This is a genomic window from Yersinia enterocolitica (assembly GCA_002082245.2).
GTDB lineage: Bacteria > Pseudomonadota > Gammaproteobacteria > Enterobacterales > Enterobacteriaceae > Yersinia > Yersinia enterocolitica_E.
In genome coordinates this window covers 284,809-303,773 of sequence record NBTC02000002.1, presented here as the reverse complement: position 1 = coordinate 303,773, position 18,965 = coordinate 284,809, and the positions used below count along the sequence as shown (strand labels likewise).

Sequence of the window (18,965 nt, the reverse complement as noted above, 5' to 3'; positions counted from 1 at the left end):
ATTAGAACCTTTAAGGGGCGATATATGGTCAGCGTTTTTGACATTTTCAAGATTGGTATTGGTCCATCCAGCTCTCATACCGTCGGCCCAATGAAGGCTGGCAAGCTGTTTACCGATGACCTAATCGAACTGGGGCATCTTTCTGCCGTCACCCGAATCACTGTTGATGTTTACGGCTCTTTGTCTCTTACCGGTAAAGGCCATCATACCGATATTGCGATTATTATGGGTTTGGCGGGGAATCTGCCTGATACCGTTGATATTGATGCAATCTCTGGTTTTATCCGCGATGTAGAGTTGCGGGAACGTCTGCTGTTGGCAAACGGCAGCCACGAAGTTGATTTCCCGGCCAATGGCGGGATGAACTTCCACAGCACTAACCTGCCATTGCACGAAAATGGTATGACCATCAGCGCTCATGCGGGTGATGACTGTATTTTCAGTAAAACGTATTACTCCATCGGCGGTGGTTTTATTGTCGATGAAGCACACTTTGGTCAGGAAGATAGCCAAGCGATTACTGTGCCTTATCCGTTCAAGTCTGCCCGTGACTTGCAAAAGCACTGTAAAGATACCGGTTTATCACTGTCCGGTTTAGTGATGCAAAATGAACTGGCATTGCACAGCAAAGCCGAAATAAGTGCTCACTTTGCCGCAATCTGGGCAGTGATGCGTGCCGGTATTGAGCGCGGCATCAATACTGAAGGGTTATTGCCTGGTCCAATGAAAGTACCACGTCGCGCCGCAGCTTTGCGCCGAATGCTGGTTAGTACCGATAAAAATAACTCGGATCCGATGATGGTTGTCGATTGGATTAATATGTATGCATTAGCCGTCAATGAAGAGAACGCTGCGGGCGGGCGGGTCGTGACTGCCCCGACTAACGGCGCGTGTGGCATTATTCCGGCAGTTTTATCTTACTACGACAAATTCATTCGTCAGGTAAATGAGAACTCATACAGTCGCTACTTCCTGGTCTCTGGTGTGATTGGGGCGCTGTATAAAATGAATGCGTCTATTTCCGGCGCTGAAGTGGGTTGTCAGGGCGAAGTGGGTGTGGCCTGTTCCATGGCCGCAGCAGGCTTGGCTGAGTTGATGGGCGGTAGCCCTGCTCAGGTGTGCATTGCAGCAGAAATCGCGATGGAGCATAACCTAGGGCTGACCTGTGACCCAGTGGCAGGGCAAGTTCAAGTGCCGTGTATTGAGCGTAATGCAATTTCTGCGGTGCAAGCCGTTAACTCTGCGCGCATGGCGCTACGTCGTACTAGCGAACCCAGTGTTTGTCTGGATAAAGTCATCGAAACGATGTATGAAACCGGCAAAGATATGAATTCTAAATACCGCGAAACCTCCCGAGGGGGGTTAGCAATCAAGATCGTTGCCTGTAACTGATTTATATCAGTGATAGGTCACCTAATATGCTAAAAGGGCTACTTTTCAGTAGCCCTTTTTCTTATTAATCAATCATCTTCTTTAAACTAGCCAAATACGCTACCAAACCATTGACTGAGTTTCATCATCACGAAGTCCCAGATGCGACTAAAGAAACCGCCCTCTTTTACTTCGTTTAATACCACCAGCGGGCGTTGGTCAATCGTCTTGCCATTAAGCTGAAAATCGATGGTTCCGACCACTTGATTTTTGGCCAGCGGCGCACGCAGCTCCGTTTGATCCAACTTATAACTGGCTTTAAGATCCTTCATCTGCCCTTTCGGGATAGTGATAGCGGCATCCTCTGCCACCCCAAGCTCGGCCTCGCCGGTATCACCAAACCACACTTTCTGCGTCACAAAAGGTTTGGTGGCTTTAATCGGCACCACGGTTTCATAGAAACGGAAGCCCCAGGTCAACAGTTTTTCACTTTCACTAAAGCGAACCCGATCACTGGGTGCACCTAACACCACAGAGATTAAACGCATTGGCCCTTCGGTTGCAGACGCGACCAGATTATGCCCCGCACCGGAGGTAAAACCGGTTTTCATGCCATCCACATTGAGATTAGTGCTCCATAGCAGACGATTACGGTTAATCTGACGAATCTTATTAAAAGTGAATTCTTTCTCTTTGTGCAGCGCATACTCTTCCGGCACGTCGCGGATCAGTGCCTGACCTAATACCGCCATATCCCGCGCAGTGCTGTACTGCCCTGGCGCATCAAGACCATGGACGGTCATAAAGTGAGTATTCGCCAGACCCAAGGCTTTGGCGTAATTGTTCATCAGGCCAACAAAACTGTCTTGGCTACCAGCCACATAATCGGCCAACGCAATACTGGCATCATTGCCTGACTGAATCACAATACCTTTATTCAAATCGGACAATTTTACCTGATCGCCCGGTTTCAAAAACATCAGTGAGGAACCACGTAATGCCGGATTACCCGTAGCCCAGGCATCTTTCCCCACGGTCACTAAATCATCAGGGTGCACTTTCCCCGCTTTAATGGCCTGTCCAATCACATAACTGGACATAATCTTAGTCAAACTGGCCGGATCGAGGCGCTGGTCACTGTTCCCTTCCACCAACACCTTTCCACTGTTGTAATCCATCAGCACATAGGCTTTGGCATCTACCGGCGGAGCAGCCGGGTCTCCAGCCGCATGCGCGGCGGGCAGCACCAAAAGCAATAAGCCAGCACTGAAGGTTAATTTCTTTATCTTAAAGGGGAGGATAAATTTCATCATGAGGTCGCCAGAGTATCCTTGCTAATAATTGGAAATAAGTGGTATTCCCAGAACCAACCACTGTCCAATTAGCGAAAAAATAACGTCTTTTCACTTAGACTGAAATATTAGCTTAGTCATATTTCAGTCCCTTTTCTAAATTTATCCCATTGCTGGCTCAATTGGGCGTAGTTTTACGTTTTGTTTTGTAAAGAGACTGTTTTTTGTGAATATCGATGGCTATACGGCTAACCATCTTCCTGTCTGAACATCCTTACACCTAAGCACCTAAACGTCTAAAAAAACATAAATATATAACAAAAGGTAATATAGACAGGTTATTTGTTCTTTTTAATGCTTAAGCCGCTAGCGCTATTATCCAGCCCATCAGTTGTTATCCAAATTCATGCTGTTAAACAATTTATGCTGTTAAACAAATAATGCTGGAGTATGCAATGGCTATCCCACGCTCGGTACTTGATCTTATCGGCCACACCCCGCTACTGGAACTGACCCACTTTGATACCGGCCCATGCCAACTGTTCGTCAAGCTGGAAAATCAAAATCCCGGTGGGTCGATTAAAGACCGTGTCGCGCTCTCGATGATTGAGCAAGCTGAAAAAGAAGGGTTGCTGCAACCCGGCGGAACCATCATTGAAGCCACCGCTGGCAATACCGGCCTTGGGTTGGCATTGGTGGCGGCGCTAAAAGGTTACAAACTGCTATTAGTGGTACCGGATAAAATGAGCCAGGAGAAAATTTTCCACCTGCGAGCATTGGGCGCACAAGTGCTATTGACCCGCTCGGATGTGGGCAAAGGGCATCCGGCTTATTATCAGGACTATGCTCTGCGTCTGGCGCAGGAAACACCGGGGGCTTTCTATATCGATCAATTCAATAACCCGGCAAACCCCGCGGCGCACCGGACATCGACCGGCCCTGAGCTGTGGCAACAGATGGATGGGCAGGTCGATGCCATCGTGGTGGGTGTTGGCTCCAGCGGCACCCTGAGCGGCCTGAGCCAATACTTTGCCGAGGTTTCACCCGCCACCGAGTTCGTACTGGCCGATCCTGCGGGATCTATTTTGGCAGATTACGTCGACAGCTCGCAGATTGGCGATGCGGGTAGCTGGCTGGTCGAAGGAATTGGTGAGGATTTTATCCCGCCACTGAGCAACTTTTCTCAGGTAAAAAAATCTTATCGCATCGATGATGCTGAAGCCTTCAGCACCGCACGCGCGCTATTGCGGGAAGAAGGGGTACTGGCAGGCTCATCTACCGGCACCCTACTGGCCGCAGCATTACGCTATTGCCGCGAGCAAACCACACCAAAGCGAGTGGTCACCTTCGTTTGCGACAGCGGCAACAAGTACCTGTCCAAAATGTTCAACGATTACTGGCTCATGGAACAAGGTTTGCTGAGCAAGCCCCAGTATGGCGATTTGCGTGATTTCATCACTTATCGTCATGAGGACGGCGCAACAATTTCTGTTTCACCGCAGGACACGCTGGCCGTGGCTCACGCCCGAATGCGCCTATATGACATCTCCCAACTACCCGTATTAGACGGCGAAAAAGTGGTCGGGTTAATCGACGAATGGGACTTGCTGAACACCGTACAAGCAGATGCCAGCCATTTCAAATTACCGGCCAGTGCCGCTATGACCCATCAAGTGAACACATTACAAAAAGAGGCCGATTACCGCTCTCTACTGGCGACATTCAATGATGGCCATGTAGCAGTAGTGTTGGATGGAGAGCGTTTCCTTGGCTTGATTACCCGCACTGATGTTTTGAATACCTGGCGTCAAAAGCTGGCTTAATCTTCTCATATTAAGGATTTTTATTATGGCAAAGTTCGATACCTTAACCGTTCATGCCGGTTATACCCCCGATAGCACCGGTGCGGTGATGCCCGCAATTTACGCGACATCCACCTTCGCACAACCCGCTCCCGGTGAGCATACTGGTTATGAATATTCGCGCAGCGGCAACCCAACGCGTGCCGCGCTGGAAAAGGCGATTGCGGAACTGGAAGGGGGCACTCGAGGTTACGCCTTCGCCTCTGGTCTGGCAGCCTGTTCAACTGTGCTTGAACTGCTGGATCAGGGTAGCCATATCATTGCCGTGGATGATTTATATGGTGGAACCTATCGCCTGCTGGAAAAAGTTCGCAGCCGAACGGCCGGTTTGCGAGTGACCTATGTCTCCCCTGCGGATACCGAGGCATTAGAACAAGCAATATTGCCAGAAACCAAAATGATCTGGGTGGAGACACCGACCAATCCATTGCTGAAACTGGCTGACCTGGCGGCCATTGCGGCGATTGCCAAAAAGCATCAACTTATCAGTGTGGCCGATAATACCTTCGCCTCCCCTTACATCCAGCGCCCGCTGGAACTGGGCTTTGATATTGTGGTGCATTCCGCCACCAAATACCTTAATGGCCATTCTGATGTGGTCGCTGGCGTCGCGGCGGTGGGCAATAACCCTGAACTGGCAGAACAGTTAGGCTTTCTGCACAATGCGGTGGGCGGAATTTTAGATCCTTTCAGCAGCTTTCTGACGTTACGCGGACTGCGCACCTTGGCTTTGCGCATGGCGCGACATAATCACAGTGCTCAGCAGATAGCCGAGTGGCTCGAAGGGCAACCACAAGTTGAAAATGTCTATTACCCAGGGCTGAAAAGCCACCCACAACATGAGCTGGCATCACGGCAAATGGCGGGTTTCGGCGGTATGATTTCTGTGCGATTGAAAGGGGATGATGAATACGCTCGCGCGGTAATCAAACGCTCACATCTGTTTACCCTGGCCGAAAGTTTGGGCGGGGTGGAAAGTTTAATCAGCCAGCCATATAGCATGACTCATGCCTCCATCCCCTTAGAAACCCGGCTGAAACACGGTATTACGCCACAATTGCTACGTTTGTCGGTGGGTATTGAGGATACCGAGGATCTGATTGCGGACTTGGCACAAGCACTAAACGGTTAATCTCCTGCTGACAGGACGTTGCCGCGTTGATAGCGGCAACGTCCATTATTACGCAGTGAAACCACAGCAATCAATACCGCGGCTGTTATATCAAATATAGGTGGTGATAAATTTTAGCGCCGGTGAGCCAACGACCTGACCCATCTATCGCCCAGGCTTTGTACGCCCTGAACCAAAATGACCAATATGATTAATGTCGCTACCATCACTTCATTATTAAAACGTTGATAACCATAACGAATAGCCAAATCACCTAATCCACCGCCACCAATAACCCCCGCCATTGATGAGAATCCCACCAGCATCACGACAGTTAAGGTAATACCGGCCAATAAAGCGGGAAGTGCCTCTGGCAATAGAACTTTTTGAATCACATGGCGTGCCGAGCCGCCCATCGATAAAATTGCCTCAATCCGCCCTTTATCCACTTCATCCAAGGCCGCTTCGACCACTCGGGCAAAAAATGGGATGGCCCCCAGAGTAATTGGCACGATGGCCGCGGTACTGCCTAACGTGGTGCCGATAATCCAACGGGTAATCGGAATCAACGCAATCAGTAACACCACAAAGGGCATTGAGCGCCCCAGATTAACAATGGCACCGACCAATGTATTCAAGCGCGGCGCAGGCAAAACCCCATTGGGGCGCGAAATAAATAACAACACCCCCAGTGGTAAGCCAATCAATACAGTGAAAAAGGTGGCAATTACCACCATATAGATGGTTTCGCCGGTGGCATTGGTGACCAGTGCCAGCAGATCTTGCCAACTCATGCCGCTGTTCATATCAGTTCTGCCCTCACGCCACGCTCATTAAGAAATTGTAAGACCTCAGCTAAACTCAACCCGCCGTCTGGGTGGCTGAAATCAACCTGCAAACGCCCAACCCGCTGGCCACCTATCGATTCCACCCCACCGCCAAGTAGGGTTACCCCCACGGCATGTTGCTGCGCCAACTCACTGAGCACGGGGGAAGCCGATAAGGTATCGAAAAAGGTTAGCTCCGCCACTGGCGCACCAGACAACGACGCCGGCCCCCGAGCGGGAAGCAATGAACGCCCTAAACGGGAATGTGTTGATGCCAATAAGTCAGTAATAGCGCCGGTTTCCACCACCCGCCCCCGCTCCAACAGTGCTGCGCTATCACAGATGGATTTCACCACCTCCAATTCGTGAGTGATCAACACGATGGTCAATCCAAGTTGGCGATTGATATCACTGAGCAATGCCAGGATCGATGCGGTGGTTTCAGGGTCCAGCGCGCTAGTCGCTTCATCAGATAACAAATATGACGGTTTGGCGGCCAGCGCTCGGGCAATTCCCACGCGCTGTTTTTGTCCGCCCGATAACTGCGAGGGGAAAGCATAAGCCTTGTCATTCAAGCCAACCAAATCCAATAACTCCGCAACGCGCTGCTGGCGTTGCGCTTTGGGCATCCCAATAATTTCCAGACCAACAGCAATGTTGTCCCATACATTACGTGAATGAAGTAAATGGAAATTCTGAAAAATCATGCCGATATTTTGCCGTTGCAGCCGCAATTCACGGTCAGAAAGTGTGGTTAATTCCCGGCCATCCACTTGAATACGGCCCGAAGTGGGCCGTTCCAATAGGTTTAGACAACGGATTAAGGTACTTTTACCTGCCCCGCTACGGCCAATAATACCGAACACCGAGCCTGTCGGGATCTCAAGCGAGACCTCCTCCAGGGCCACCATTGGCAGCCCTCCTTGTGGATAGGTTTTACTCAGGCGTTCGATGCTAATCATGATTTAAGGCCTGCCACAGGGATAACTGAACCGGCGTATTTCTCAGTGATAAACTTCGCCACTTCGGGTGACTGTAAATCTTTCGCCAATTGTTTGATTCGTGGATCACTGGCCAGCGCGGGGGTGGTGACCAGAATATTGGCATAAGGGTTACCGGCAGCTTTCTCCAGTCCTAATGCATCTTTCGCCGGATTAAGCCCTGCCTCCAACGCATAATTTCCATTAATCACTGCTAAATCAACATCATCCAATGAACGAGGGATTTGCGGTGATTCAATCTCTAAAATTTTCAGGTGTTTTGGATTGTCCGCGATATCCTTCGGCGTCGCCTGATTTTTAGCCGGATCGGTAAAGCCCGGCTTCAAGGTAATCAGTCCCTGATCTTTCAGTAAATAGAGCGCACGGCTGAGATTAGTCACGTTATTCGGCACCGCTACCGTGCCATTTTGCGGGACATCAGCAAAGGTTTTATGTTTGTGGGAATAGACGCCAAGTGGCTCAATATGCACCGTTGCGGCCACGGCAAATTTTTGCCCCAGCGCCTGCTCCTGGGAGTGCAGATAAGGCACATGCTGGAAGTAGTTGGCATCGACATCACCGTGTGCCAGCAACTCATTCGAGTTCACACCATTGGGGATCTCGATGACCTTCAGGTTCAGAGAGGGATCGAGTTTTTGCACAAATTGCAGAATTTCTGCATGAGGAACCGGATCGGCGGCTACCCGCAGCGCTTCGGCTGCCTGTGCTGACAAACTAAAAGAAGACACCCATGCAGTTAGTAAGGTGGCACTAATCAGGCCGGAAATACGTGTTTTAGTCATTATCATCATCCCAAAAATAAAGTTTTTAATTCAAGCGACCCAAAAATCAGTGCGCCAGGTAGATTGCCAGCAGACGATCCGCGATGAACTTATCCAACCCCTACAGCTTCAATTGCGCAGGGTAGTAACGCTCGGCAACATCGGGGTGAGAGCGCAAACGGCCCTTGAGATAATTAAGCCCAACATCACGAAACAGCGGGTTATGAGGATCACTGGCTGGCCCACGCGCTTGCGCCACCAGCGGCGCTGGCAGTTGATACAGCGGAACCACCGCATCCAGACGCGCCCCCAGGAAGAAGGCGATAGATAACCGGTCTGTACCGGCAGGAGGTGTTTCCACCCGGTGCACCGTGGCGCGCAGATAACCATTACTGGCCAGCTCCAGCAGCTCTCCAATATTGACCACGAAGGTGCCGGGTCGTGGTGCGGCATCAATCCAGCGCCCTTCCTCCACCTCCACCTGCAAGCCGCGTTGCTGGTCTTGCAATAAGAAACTGAGGAAACCGGAGTCTTTATGCGCACCGACCCCCTGACCGCTTTGTGTGGTTTCACGCCCTGGATAGCGAATCAACTTGATATGTTCATTGGGTTTATCGCCATACAACTCATCAAATGCATGTTCATCCAGTTCCAATGCCAGAGCGAAAGCCCGCAGCAAGCGCAGTGCCATTCCGGTCATTTCCCGCTGCCATTGCAGTATTGTTGGTTTTAATTCCGGCAATGCCGCTGGCCACTGGTTTGGCCCTTGCAGCCGCGCCCAACTTGGCGTATCTGGCGTTTGCGGTAATGGGGCTCTTTCCGCGCCAATATCGAACTGCTCGCGCCAATCCGGTAGGCCTCGCGTTAACTCAGAGGCCGCACGGTTATAGCCACGAAAATGTGGCGAGCGCACCATGGCCACCGCCAGTTTGTCCTCATCAGGCAAGGCAAAAAATTCACGGGATAAGGTTTGGATTTGTTGTAATAACGCGGGGTCAATGCCATGTCCGGTGAGATAAAAGAATCCGATATCTCGTGCGGCATGGCGTAAATCGACTAAGAATGCCTGACGTTCAGTTTCACTGCCATTAAGCAGGGAAAGATCCAATAGTGGTAATGTGTTGGCAGATAATGGGTTAACCGCGGTTGGGTTAACAAATAATGGGTTGCTTAGTGTTTGATGACTCATGTTTCACTCCAGGATTTTCAGTCGGTTGCTTTTTTTGCTCAGAACCAATGAAAACTGGACAACCATATAAACGAATAATCAGCATAATCAGCTCCTGGGCTGTGGGGTGAAAGCAGACAGACGACAACACTCTTTCTTTAGCCATCGGGCGTTTAGTGACAAACCGCGTTAATAACCTGTCATTTAAGGATAAAAAGCAGTTTTAAGAGCGTTCTCGACTAGATACTTAACAATCTATATCTAAACGATATAAACAATTAACACCGAAACTGAGTAACTCACCAATATCAATCCGTTCTATGTTATTTCTTTCATTACTGATAACAATGCCGTATCACCTGCCCGGCAACATCGAAAACCAGAGTCATAACGTTGTCTTAATATTCAGATAATCTGCCATCCATAACTGTATCGGGGTGAGCTAGCAACCCTGCCGTGCTAAGTAAGCTTCCATGTTTTGCTAGAAAGTATTAGCTTAACGGTTGATACCCTTTTTTCCGTCGGGGAATTTCAGATGCCCAGCACATGCACTGTTAAGTTTCACTTCAATCTTTCTGTCAGCCGGGAGGTGACTTAATGGATTTGGCCCTGTTTGATCTCGATGAAACGCTGATCAGTGATGATAGCTCCGGCCTTTGGTTACGCTGGCTGGTTGATAAAGGGCTGGCTCCTAGTGAGCTGGCAGAACAAGAACAGTATTTGATGAAACAGTACTATCAAGGGCAGATGTCGATGTCCTGTTATATGGAATCAACATTGTCGCCCTTAATCGGCAAACATACGGCTGAAGTTGCTGGCTGGGTTGAGCGTTTTATCGAGCGAGATATTCTGCCACGAATTTATCCGCAAGCCAGGAAGCTACTGGCCTGGCACCGTAATCGCGGTGATTACATCGTGATTATTTCAGCTACCGGCGAACATTTGGTTACCCCTATTGCGCAGCATTTCTCTGCCAATGCAGCATTATCTATCGGTGTTGCGGTGGAGGATAACCGCTACACCGGCAAGACCTATGGCACCCTGACTTACCGTGAAGGCAAAGTCGAACGGTTAAAACAGTGGCTCATGGCGTCGCCTCAGTTAGATTTTCAGCATACCTACGGTTACAGCGACTCGATTAATGACAAGCCGCTACTGGAATATGTTGATCATGCGGCAGTGATTAATCCCGGTAATGAATTAGTGGATTTGGCAATACTGCATGACTGGGATATCCACCATTGGCAACGGCGTTAAATAACGCTGTTTCAGGGGCGTTGGTAGATAAAAATCAAATAAATAGAGAGAATTATATGCTGACTGTTTGGGGTCGGAATAACTCGACCAATGTCAAAAAAGTACTTTGGTGTTTAGAAGAACTGGGTATCAGCTATCAGCGCATTGATGTCGGTGGCCAATATGGCAAGCTCAATGATCCCCTGTATCGCTCAATGAATCCAAATGGCCTGATCCCTTGCCTGCAAGATGGAGACTTCATCCTGTGGGAGTCCAATACGATTGTCCGCTATCTGGCCGCACAATACGGCGATAGTGCACTTTATTTACCTGATGCACAGTTACGCGCAGGGGCAGAAAAGTGGATGGATTGGGCCACTTCCAGCATGGTGGAACCCTTTAAAGCGGTGTTTATCGGGTTGGTACGCACCCCACCAGAACAGCAGGATAAAGTGAAAATTGCTCAGGGTATGACACAACTCAATACCCTGATGGCAATTGCCGATCACGCACTTGAGAAACAAGCGTATCTGTCTGGCGATAAATTCGGTATTGGGGATATCCCGTTAGGGTGCCTGGCCTATGCCTGGTTTAACCTGTCGATCGAACGTCCATCACTGCCAAGTTTACAGCGGTGGTATCACAGCGTGTCACAACGTGCTGCATTCAAAAAAGTGATTGATATTGGCCTGAGTTGATTAAACAGGGGTGAGCTAACGCCGCTAACACCCCGGTGGCTTCAAGAATAAAGGGAGTACCCAAAGTCATTGGAGTCACAGGTAGGCAGCAAGCGAACAAATCCCGATGAGCTTACTCAAGTAAGTGATTCGGGTGAGTGAACGCCGCTAACCCCCCAGTGACTTCAAGGACAAAGGGAGTACCCAAAGTCATTGGAGTCACAGGTAGGCAGCAAGCGAACAAATCCCGATGAGCTTACTCAAGTAAGTGATTCGGGTGAGTGAACGCCGCTAACCCCCCAGTGACTTCAAGGACAAAGGGAGTACCCAAAGTCATTGGAGTCACAGGTAGGCAGCAAGCGAACAAATCCCGATGAGCTTACTCAAGTAAGTGATTCGGGTGAGTGAACGCCGCTAACCCCCCTGTGGCTTCAAGGACAAAGGGAGATTAGAAATCGTAGCTGGCACCAACCATATAACGGCGCCCATCCAGCACTTTATCGTTAACTTCGATATCTACACGTTTATCCAGTACGTTATACACGCCTCCCATCAAACGGAACTCTTTGGTCAGTTGATAGTTAGCCCCTAAATCGACAAAAGTGTAAGACGGCGTTTTATTGCCCATACTGGTACGATCAAGATACTCTGATGTTCTACCCCGGTAGTTAGCCCGAACCCAGGTGGCTAATTCTTCATTTGCCTGCCAGTTCAGCGTACCGTTCAACATGTGCTTAGGCATCTGGTTCAACGGTTGACCCGAGAATTGCCCACTTTTCTGCTCAGATTGAGTAAAGGTGTAGTTCGATGTCAGTGACCAGGCTTTATTGATTTCCCAACCGAAAGTCGCTTCCACACCACGGGTCATGGCTTTATCCACGTTGGTGCGATCACTAATAAATTTATAGCTGGTACCATTGATCATACATTGGCCGGACGCATTGCCCGTGGTATCAGTACAACGGCGTACCTCGGTGATTTTATCTTTAAAATCAGTATTAAACAGTGTCACACCGGCATTCATACCTTCCTGATCATCCCACAGCACACCAATTTCCTGGCTGAGGCTTCTTTCTGGTTTCAGGTTGGCATTACCGACAATGATAGCAGGATCACCCCGACCACCGCCGGTGATTTGTCCCCAGTTTTCCGTGGCCTGACGTAAATCAGGTGAACGATAGCCACCAGATACCCCGCCCTTTAATGTCCATTGTTCAGCCAGATGCCAGACACCGTACAGACGTGGTGTCCAGTGAGTACCGTAGTTTTCGTCCTGATCCATACGGACACCACCGGTCAGCGCGAAATCATTGGTCATCTGCCATTCATCTTCTGCAAATAACGCCCAACTCCAACGGGTCAATTTAGTCAAATCTTTGGCGGAGGCTAGTTGATTACCCTTGTCATTCAGCTCTTCATAACGATATTGACCGCCAAGAATTAAAGTATGGCTATCGAACAGGAATGAGGTTTGGCTATTAAAGATATTATCAACACTCTTCATGTCACGTGATGGATTACGGGTTTCATCTCGTTGAACATAGCTGGTTGAATTACCGAAATCATAATAACCGTGGTGGGTAATCGCATAATTATTACGGTCATATTGCACGTCACTGCTTTTACCGGTTAATGCCACTGAACGCCCGGCGGTTGAGTTTCGGTCCTGCACATAATGGCCGATATCAAAATCAAATTCGTTTTTATCATCGGGAGTCAGGGTAAATGTTGCCGCACCGTTTCTCATGCGCTGTTCATTGTAGCCATCGATTATCTTATCTTCGCTACGATGCGAGAGAAGCCCGCTAACTTTCAATCCCAGCAAGCCATCAATTAATGGACCAGAAGCGTAAGCATTGGTCTGATATATATCGCCGGAGTCTGAATCCTCCTGCAAGGTGGCATCTGCGCGCACCGTGCCTTGCCACTCTTTACCCACCTTCCGGGTAATAACGTTGATTACCCCTCCCATGGCATCCGAACCATATAAAGAGGACATCGGGCCACGTACAACTTCAATACGCTCAATGGCGGCAAGTGGTGGCAGCCAGCCTTGCTCAATCCCTGAACCGTCGCTGTTAGGGCGGGTGCTACGGGTATCAACACGTTTACCATCCACCAGAATCAGGGTGTATTTAGCGGACATGCCACGAATACTGATATCACTGTGGCTACCACCACCGGTGACAACAACGCCGGGAACATCTTTCAGCGCATCGGTAATATCACGATAGGCTTTATTTTCAATCTGCTCGCGGGTAACCACAGAAATAGATGCCGCAGAATCTTGAATGCGTTGTTGGAAACCGGATGCCGTGACAACCATGGTGTCAGTTGCCGTGGTATTTTTTGTTTCAGCGGCGGATGCCTGAGATGAGATAATTGCAGCTATCACTAATGCCGCACTGTGAGATTTTCTAAAACCCTTGTTAACCTTAACCATTACACGATCTCCATGAGGTGTAAATTTATCAACAACCTTTTCAGCAGGCGTTTTTTACTTGCAGCAATGCCGCCTGGCGGACAGGTGAAAATTTATTTTTTATTAATGTCGGCAATAGCTCACCACAGCAGAAATATCGCTTCCGGCCCTTTCTGCCTAATTATTATTTTATGAAATCTGTTACTGCCAAAATATACCCAAAGTAATTAGAGTCACGGGTGAACTGCGTCCCGATGCGCTTAGACGAGTAAGTGAATCGGGTGAACCAGCATCGCTAACCCCCCCTTTGGCCATGCTCCGTGACGACTGTTGCACCGCTTCCCCTTATCGTTCCTTATAAGATGGCGCTAACAATAAAACAAACGATAATACTTATCAATAAGATTGCGATAAACAATTAGGTACAATACGATGTAAATCCTTATTTTATAATATTATTTAATCAATAAGCCTGATTTATCCCCGCATTCAAAAGGGCAATAAAGAGAAGTTAGCGAAATTATTTGCTTAACTTTGCTTAAATAATCACCAGCTTACAGCCCAAAAAAAGGGCGATAAGATTATCGCCCTGCCATCACTATGGCTTAATTTTGATTAGCGCTAAAAACTAGTCAGCGGTCATCACCGGCTTTGTCGGCTCAGGATTATCTTCACTGTCATCACGCCATTTCGGGAATTCCATCTCTTGGTATTTGATAACCTTAGTGCCACGGCTCAATTTGTAGCCAAACCAAATCACCAGGAACAATGGAATACCAATATAGGTTGCAGTCACACCATACCAATCAATGCGGTCTTGCAAGAAAGCCTGATAGTTCTGCCCCAAAGTAATAACCAAACACAGTACGAAGGCGAAAATCGGCCCTATCGGGAAGAAACCAGACTGATACGGTAAGTCGTTCAAGTCACGGCCTTGCATCATATAGCCACGGCGGAAACGATAATGGCTGATAGCAATACCCAACCAAGCAATAAAGCCAGTCATACCTGAGGTATTAAGTAACCACAGATACACAGTTTGGTTGCCAAACATTGAACTTAGGAAGCACAATCCGGCCACTACCGTGGTGGCATACAGAGCATTACGTGGCACCCCGCCCTCAGACAGCTTGGCAAAGATACGTGGCGCTTTACCTTCTGAGGCCAGGGTAAACAACATACGGGTTGAGGCATACATCCCCGAGTTACCCGCTGACAACACTGCCGTCAGGATAACCGCATTCATCACCGCGGCCGCTGACAGCAAACCTGCATTCTGGAATACCAGCGTGAATGGGCTAACACTGATATCTTTGACATCATTACGTAACAGACTTGGATCGGTATACGGAATAATCAGGCTGATAATCAAAATAGCAAAGATATAGAACAGTAAAATACGCCAGAACACCTTGCGCACTGCGCGTGGAATATTTTTACCTGGATCTTTTGATTCACCGGCCGCAATACCAATCAGTTCAGTGCCTTGGAAAGAGAAACCAACAATCATTGCCACACCAATCATCGCCGAGAAGCCCCCTGCAAAGGGTGCATCACCAATGGTCCAGTTGTGCCAACCCGCGCTCTCACCGCCTTTCATAATGCCGCTAATCATCATTACACCAATAATGATGAAGATAATGACTGTGGTGACTTTAATCAGTGAGAACCAGTATTCCGCTTCACCAAAGCCTTTTACTGAGATGTAGTTCAGTAAAAACATCAGGGCGAGGAACAGCGCACTCCAAATCCAGCCTGGTGCGTCTGGGAACCAGTAATTCATCACCAATTGTGCCGCGACCAAGTCAACAGCGATAGTGACGGCCCAGTTGTACCAATAGTTCCAGCCAAGGGCGAAACCAAAGCCTTCCTCGACGTATTTGGAGCCATAAGTTGAAAATGAGCCTGATACCGGCATAAATGCCGCCAGCTCACCGAGACTGGTCATCAGGAAATAAACCATCAGGCCAATCAATGCATAGGAGAGCAATGCTCCACCCGGGCCTGCTTGCGATACCGTTGCCCCTGAGGCAACAAACAAACCGGTACCAATAGAACCACCGATAGCAATCATGGCTAAGTGCCGTGATTTAAGCTCCCGACGTAAACGCTGCGCACCCTGCTGCACTGGGATTTTAGTATTTTGCTGAGTCATTCTTACCCTAATACACCCTTAAAAAATAAGGCGGGATTGTAACAAATCCCACCGACTCGGATAGTAACAATGCGCTGATATAAGATACCTTCATGATCCCGGTGCAATTATTAGCAAAAGCTCATTTGCCAGTAAAAGCCTCTCTCTATCGGGTATTCTTGCCGCAATAGCCAATATCATTGGTGTAAAACGCTTAAAAACCTTATCCCTACAGGAGTAACTCACTCTCGGCTAATTCTGCGGTTCAGACCTCTTCCTGACAGTAGCTGAGAAAGCGCTGCAAGGCGTTAGAGATATGTTTTTGCCGATGATGAATCAGATATAAGGTTCGTATCAGTGGTGGCAAAGGGATGTTGAGTACGATCAGTTCGCCGTTGGCCAGTTGATCGGCAATCACCCGGCGCGACAAACAACTGATTCCCATGCCATAACGCACCGCCCGCTTAATCGCCTCTGAATTCCCCAGCTCCATAACCAATTTGAAATGTGGTAATTTCGCCAACAGTAAGTGATCGAGCACTTCGCGGGTGCCAGAACCGCGCTCTCGTAGGATCCAAGCCGCATCGGCCAGTTCTTCCAGTGCCAGCATCTTGTGGCATAGCGGATTATCCGGGGCCGCAAACACCACCAACTCATCCTGTTGCCAGGCTTTAGTCATCAGTTCCGGCATATGGCACGGCCCTTCAATCAGCCCCAGATCACCGCGAAAATCTGCCACTGCTTCAATCACATCCTGACTGTTACCGATATTCAATTCCAGCGGTGTGTCGGGAAAGTCACGCCGGTATTTGGCAATCATGCCCGGTAACATATAGTTACCAATAGTGCTGCTGGCAGCAATCCGCAACGCGCCTAAGTCCTGCAAAAAAAGCTGTTCTATTTCAATTGCCTGATCCAGCAATGCCAATGCTTTGGGATAAAGCAACCGCCCATGCTCATTGGTGACTAAACGCTTACCGACCCTATCAAACAGTTGCACCCTCAATTGCCCTTCCAAATCCGCCAACGCAGCGCTGACTGCCGATTGTGAAAGCGCGAGCACAACCGAGGCTTGGGTCGTAGAGCCGCTTTTTAGCACCTCAGTAAAGACTTCAAGTTGACGTAAGGTTATGTGCATAACGGTCTCTGTAGTAAAAAATGGAGGACGCTATCATCACTCTGTTCGTCAGTGACTGGATGAAACGAGCTACCTAATTAGTTGTTAATACAATAACTGACGGACAAAAGTGTACCCAATAGATTTCAAAATACAGGCCGACGGCAAGCAACAGAACCCTCGATGAGCTTACACCAGTAAGTGATTCGAGTGAGCGAGCACAGCCAACACACCTGTAACATGAACGATGGCGGGTATATAGCCTCTATTACCGTATAAGACTAACACCTTTGAGTAAAATCGGGAGGTTATCAGCGGATGAAATTAAGCAGTAAGAATACTATTCATTATCATCTGAATAAAAGAATATGCGGTAAATAATAGCCACTATAGCGCTGATAACCGCGTTAAAAATCAACCAGATAAATAATAAATAGCTAAACGTTTGAGATAAAGGAATCCCACGTTCACTCTTAAAGGGATTAAAATGGGGTAGCGGGACAATATGAAAAGGATTCAAGTTATATAACTTGAAAAAATAAGCGATCAAATAAGGAGGGATCAACAAATAAATAAGTGAGGCAATCACCAATATCACCCACAGCGACTTTTCATGTTTTGCTTTCTTCATATCAAAACTGCTGCCTTGACGGTTATGGGGATACCCCCGCCCGTGTACATTTCCGTTATGTATATCATACCAAACTTCATGGTCATTCACGCTCCCTCACAGAGATAGGCAAAATCAGGTGTTGGGCGCTGCCATCACCGCCATTACCACTTATATAGATTAATTATAAATATATAATGAATTTATCTATTAAGATTGAAGTCGTTAAACTGTGTGCAATCTTTACAGAACACAGGACACAAACATGGCGACTTCTCATACTAAAGAACTCCCTCGAACACATCAGTTCCCCCTAAGCCGCTATATTGCGGGCTTGGTGTTAACCGGCGTGATTACCGGGTTGGCGCTCAACGTGGGTGATATGCCGTGGTTTATCAATATGGGGTTGGGGGCACTGACGCTGGCCATTTTGTTTGGCATCGTGGTCGGCAATACCTTGTATCCGTGGGTACAACCCGTCTGCTCTGATGGCGTCGTCTTCGCCAAACAGCATTTATTGCGTCTGGGTATCATTTTATACGGCTTCCGGCTGACCTTTCAACAAGTGGCGGATGTGGGGGCTACCGGTATGGTTATTGACCTTTTGACCCTCAGTTCAACCTTTGTGCTGGCATGTTGGCTGGGTAAACGGGTATTTGCTCTGGACCAGCAAACCGTAATGTTAATTGGTGCCGGTAGCAGTATTTGTGGCGCCGCAGCTATTATGGCCACCGAGCCGGTGCTAAAAGCTGATGCCAGCAAAGTGGCGGTTGCTGTCGCCACTGTGGTGATTTTCGGCACGCTCGCCATTTTTGTCTACCCATGGTTGTATCAGCTAAACCTGCATTACCAATGGTTGCCGTTTAGTCAGGAAACCTTTGGTATTTTTGCCGGTTCAACGATTCATGAGGTCGCACAGGTGGTTGCCGCCGGGCATGCCATCGGTGATCAAGCTGAAAACGCCGCCGTGATTACTAAAATGATCCGGGTAATGATGCTGGCTCCATTCCTATTGTTACTCTCAGCCTATTTGGCGCGTTGCAACATCAAAGCCGGCAGTGAAAAACGGGAAAAAAGTGCCATCACTATTCCTTGGTTTGCAGTGATATTTATTCTGATGGCCGGGTTTAACTCACTGAATCTATTACCTGCGGCATGGGTGAATCACCTGATTACACTGGACACCATTTTGCTGGCGATGGCGATGGCCGCACTCGGACTGACCACTCATGTGGGCTCTATCCGTCAGGCTGGGGTAAAACCGTTATTATTGGCACTGCTGCTGTTTGTCTGGCTGATAGTCGGTGGGACCGGCATCAATTTGCTGGTGCAACATATCGCGGCATAAAACATGTCACTTCAGGGCCGCTCGCGGC

General features: G+C 48.6%; 15 protein-coding genes. 6 read left to right on the top strand and 9 right to left on the bottom strand.

Translation table 11 applies throughout. From position 1 onward, the window contains the following. Window positions 1-24 precede the first annotated feature (24 nt). Complete coding sequence (locus A6J66_002715) at window positions 25-1,392, top strand: L-serine ammonia-lyase (GenBank protein PNM23196.1); 1,368 nt, start codon at window positions 25-27, stop codon at window positions 1,390-1,392. Between the two features lie 86 nt (window positions 1,393-1,478). Here the strand turns inward: A6J66_002715 and A6J66_002710 are convergent, their stop codons facing one another. Then, entirely contained in the window at window positions 1,479-2,684 is a 1,206-nt protein-coding gene (locus tag A6J66_002710) for a serine-type D-Ala-D-Ala carboxypeptidase (protein PNM23195.1), read from the bottom strand. A gap of 434 nt (window positions 2,685-3,118) precedes the next feature. Here A6J66_002710 and A6J66_002705 point away from each other — a divergent pair, with 434 nt between their 5' ends. After that, window positions 3,119-4,486 (top strand): CBS domain-containing protein, encoded by a 1,368-nt coding sequence (locus A6J66_002705; GenBank protein ID PNM23194.1) that lies wholly within the window; start codon window positions 3,119-3,121, stop codon window positions 4,484-4,486. Between the two features lie 25 nt (window positions 4,487-4,511). Next, window positions 4,512-5,657 (top strand): PLP-dependent transferase, encoded by a 1,146-nt coding sequence (locus tag A6J66_002700; protein ID PNM23193.1) that lies wholly within the window; start codon window positions 4,512-4,514, stop codon window positions 5,655-5,657. Between the two features lie 113 nt (window positions 5,658-5,770). On the opposite strand, the gene A6J66_002695 is transcribed toward A6J66_002700, so the two are convergent. From A6J66_002695 to A6J66_002680, 4 genes are all read right to left on the bottom strand, one after another. Further along, on the bottom strand, window positions 5,771-6,442 hold the full coding sequence (locus tag A6J66_002695) for an ABC transporter permease (protein PNM23192.1): 672 nt from the start codon (window positions 6,440-6,442) through the stop codon (window positions 5,771-5,773). Continuing rightward, window positions 6,439-7,425: a methionine ABC transporter ATP-binding protein gene (locus tag A6J66_002690; protein PNM23191.1), complete on the bottom strand. Its 987-nt coding sequence runs from the start codon at window positions 7,423-7,425 to the stop codon at window positions 6,439-6,441. The genes A6J66_002695 and A6J66_002690 overlap by 4 nt, the downstream gene beginning before the upstream one ends. Beyond that, window positions 7,422-8,246, bottom strand: coding sequence for a metal ABC transporter substrate-binding protein (locus tag A6J66_002685; protein ID PNM23190.1), 825 nt, complete (start codon window positions 8,244-8,246; stop codon window positions 7,422-7,424). Before A6J66_002685 ends, A6J66_002690 begins: the two co-directional genes overlap by 4 nt. A gap of 100 nt (window positions 8,247-8,346) precedes the next feature. Beyond that, on the bottom strand, window positions 8,347-9,333 hold the full coding sequence (locus tag A6J66_002680) for an isopenicillin N synthase family oxygenase (protein PNM26871.1): 987 nt from the start codon (window positions 9,331-9,333) through the stop codon (window positions 8,347-8,349). 657 nt (window positions 9,334-9,990) lie between these two features. Between A6J66_002680 and A6J66_002675 the strand changes: the two genes are divergently transcribed. Together A6J66_002675 and A6J66_002670 are read left to right on the top strand one after the other, a co-directional pair. After that, a complete protein-coding gene (locus tag A6J66_002675; protein ID PNM23189.1) occupies window positions 9,991-10,650 on the top strand; it encodes an HAD-IB family hydrolase in 660 nt (219 codons plus the stop codon). A 56-nt stretch (window positions 10,651-10,706) separates the two neighbouring features. Further along, window positions 10,707-11,327, top strand: coding sequence for a glutathione S-transferase (locus A6J66_002670; protein PNM23188.1), 621 nt, complete (start codon window positions 10,707-10,709; stop codon window positions 11,325-11,327). A gap of 427 nt (window positions 11,328-11,754) precedes the next feature. Here the strand turns inward: A6J66_002670 and A6J66_002665 are convergent, their stop codons facing one another. The 4 genes from A6J66_002665 to A6J66_002650 all read right to left on the bottom strand — a co-directional run bounded on the left by A6J66_002665 (window position 11,755) and on the right by A6J66_002650 (window position 17,610). Further along, window positions 11,755-13,749 (bottom strand): ligand-gated channel protein, encoded by a 1,995-nt coding sequence (locus A6J66_002665; GenBank protein PNM23187.1) that lies wholly within the window; start codon window positions 13,747-13,749, stop codon window positions 11,755-11,757. Between the two features lie 607 nt (window positions 13,750-14,356). Next, a complete protein-coding gene (locus tag A6J66_002660) occupies window positions 14,357-15,883 on the bottom strand; it encodes an amino acid permease (GenBank protein PNM23186.1) in 1,527 nt (508 codons plus the stop codon). Between the two features lie 244 nt (window positions 15,884-16,127). Then, on the bottom strand, window positions 16,128-17,000 hold the full coding sequence (locus tag A6J66_002655) for a LysR family transcriptional regulator (GenBank protein ID PNM23185.1): 873 nt from the start codon (window positions 16,998-17,000) through the stop codon (window positions 16,128-16,130). Window positions 17,001-17,319: 319 nt separating this feature from the next. Then, the gene (locus tag A6J66_002650; protein PNM23184.1) at window positions 17,320-17,610 is read right to left on the bottom strand and encodes a hypothetical protein; all 291 of its coding nucleotides are present in this window, start codon (window positions 17,608-17,610) and stop codon (window positions 17,320-17,322) included. Window positions 17,611-17,854: 244 nt separating this feature from the next. Here A6J66_002650 and A6J66_002645 point away from each other — a divergent pair, with 244 nt between their 5' ends. After that, on the top strand, window positions 17,855-18,937 hold the full coding sequence (locus A6J66_002645) for a YeiH family putative sulfate export transporter (protein PNM23183.1): 1,083 nt from the start codon (window positions 17,855-17,857) through the stop codon (window positions 18,935-18,937). Window positions 18,938-18,965 lie beyond the last annotated feature (28 nt).

Excerpts from the sequence above, each read along its gene's own strand:
- A6J66_002690 (PNM23191.1), bottom strand. The coding sequence starts at position 7,425 with ATGATTAGCATCGAACGCCTGAGTAAAACCTATCCACAAGGAGGGCTG.
- A6J66_002685 (PNM23190.1), bottom strand. The coding sequence starts at position 8,246 with ATGACTAAAACACGTATTTCCGGCCTGATTAGTGCCACCTTACTAACT.
- A6J66_002665 (PNM23187.1), bottom strand. The coding sequence starts at position 13,749 with ATGGTTAAGGTTAACAAGGGTTTTAGAAAATCTCACAGTGCGGCATTA.
- A6J66_002670 (PNM23188.1), top strand. The coding sequence starts at position 10,707 with ATGCTGACTGTTTGGGGTCGGAATAACTCGACCAATGTCAAAAAAGTA.
- A6J66_002645 (PNM23183.1), top strand. The coding sequence starts at position 17,855 with ATGGCGACTTCTCATACTAAAGAACTCCCTCGAACACATCAGTTCCCC.
- A6J66_002650 (PNM23184.1), bottom strand. The coding sequence starts at position 17,610 with ATGAAGAAAGCAAAACATGAAAAGTCGCTGTGGGTGATATTGGTGATT.
- A6J66_002715 (PNM23196.1), top strand. The coding sequence starts at position 25 with ATGGTCAGCGTTTTTGACATTTTCAAGATTGGTATTGGTCCATCCAGC.
- A6J66_002660 (PNM23186.1), bottom strand. The coding sequence starts at position 15,883 with ATGACTCAGCAAAATACTAAAATCCCAGTGCAGCAGGGTGCGCAGCGT.
- A6J66_002655 (PNM23185.1), bottom strand. The coding sequence starts at position 17,000 with ATGCACATAACCTTACGTCAACTTGAAGTCTTTACTGAGGTGCTAAAA.
- A6J66_002695 (PNM23192.1), bottom strand. The coding sequence starts at position 6,442 with ATGAACAGCGGCATGAGTTGGCAAGATCTGCTGGCACTGGTCACCAAT.
- A6J66_002710 (PNM23195.1), bottom strand. The coding sequence starts at position 2,684 with ATGATGAAATTTATCCTCCCCTTTAAGATAAAGAAATTAACCTTCAGT.
- A6J66_002700 (PNM23193.1), top strand. The coding sequence starts at position 4,512 with ATGGCAAAGTTCGATACCTTAACCGTTCATGCCGGTTATACCCCCGAT.
- A6J66_002675 (PNM23189.1), top strand. The coding sequence starts at position 9,991 with ATGGATTTGGCCCTGTTTGATCTCGATGAAACGCTGATCAGTGATGAT.
- A6J66_002705 (PNM23194.1), top strand. The coding sequence starts at position 3,119 with ATGGCTATCCCACGCTCGGTACTTGATCTTATCGGCCACACCCCGCTA.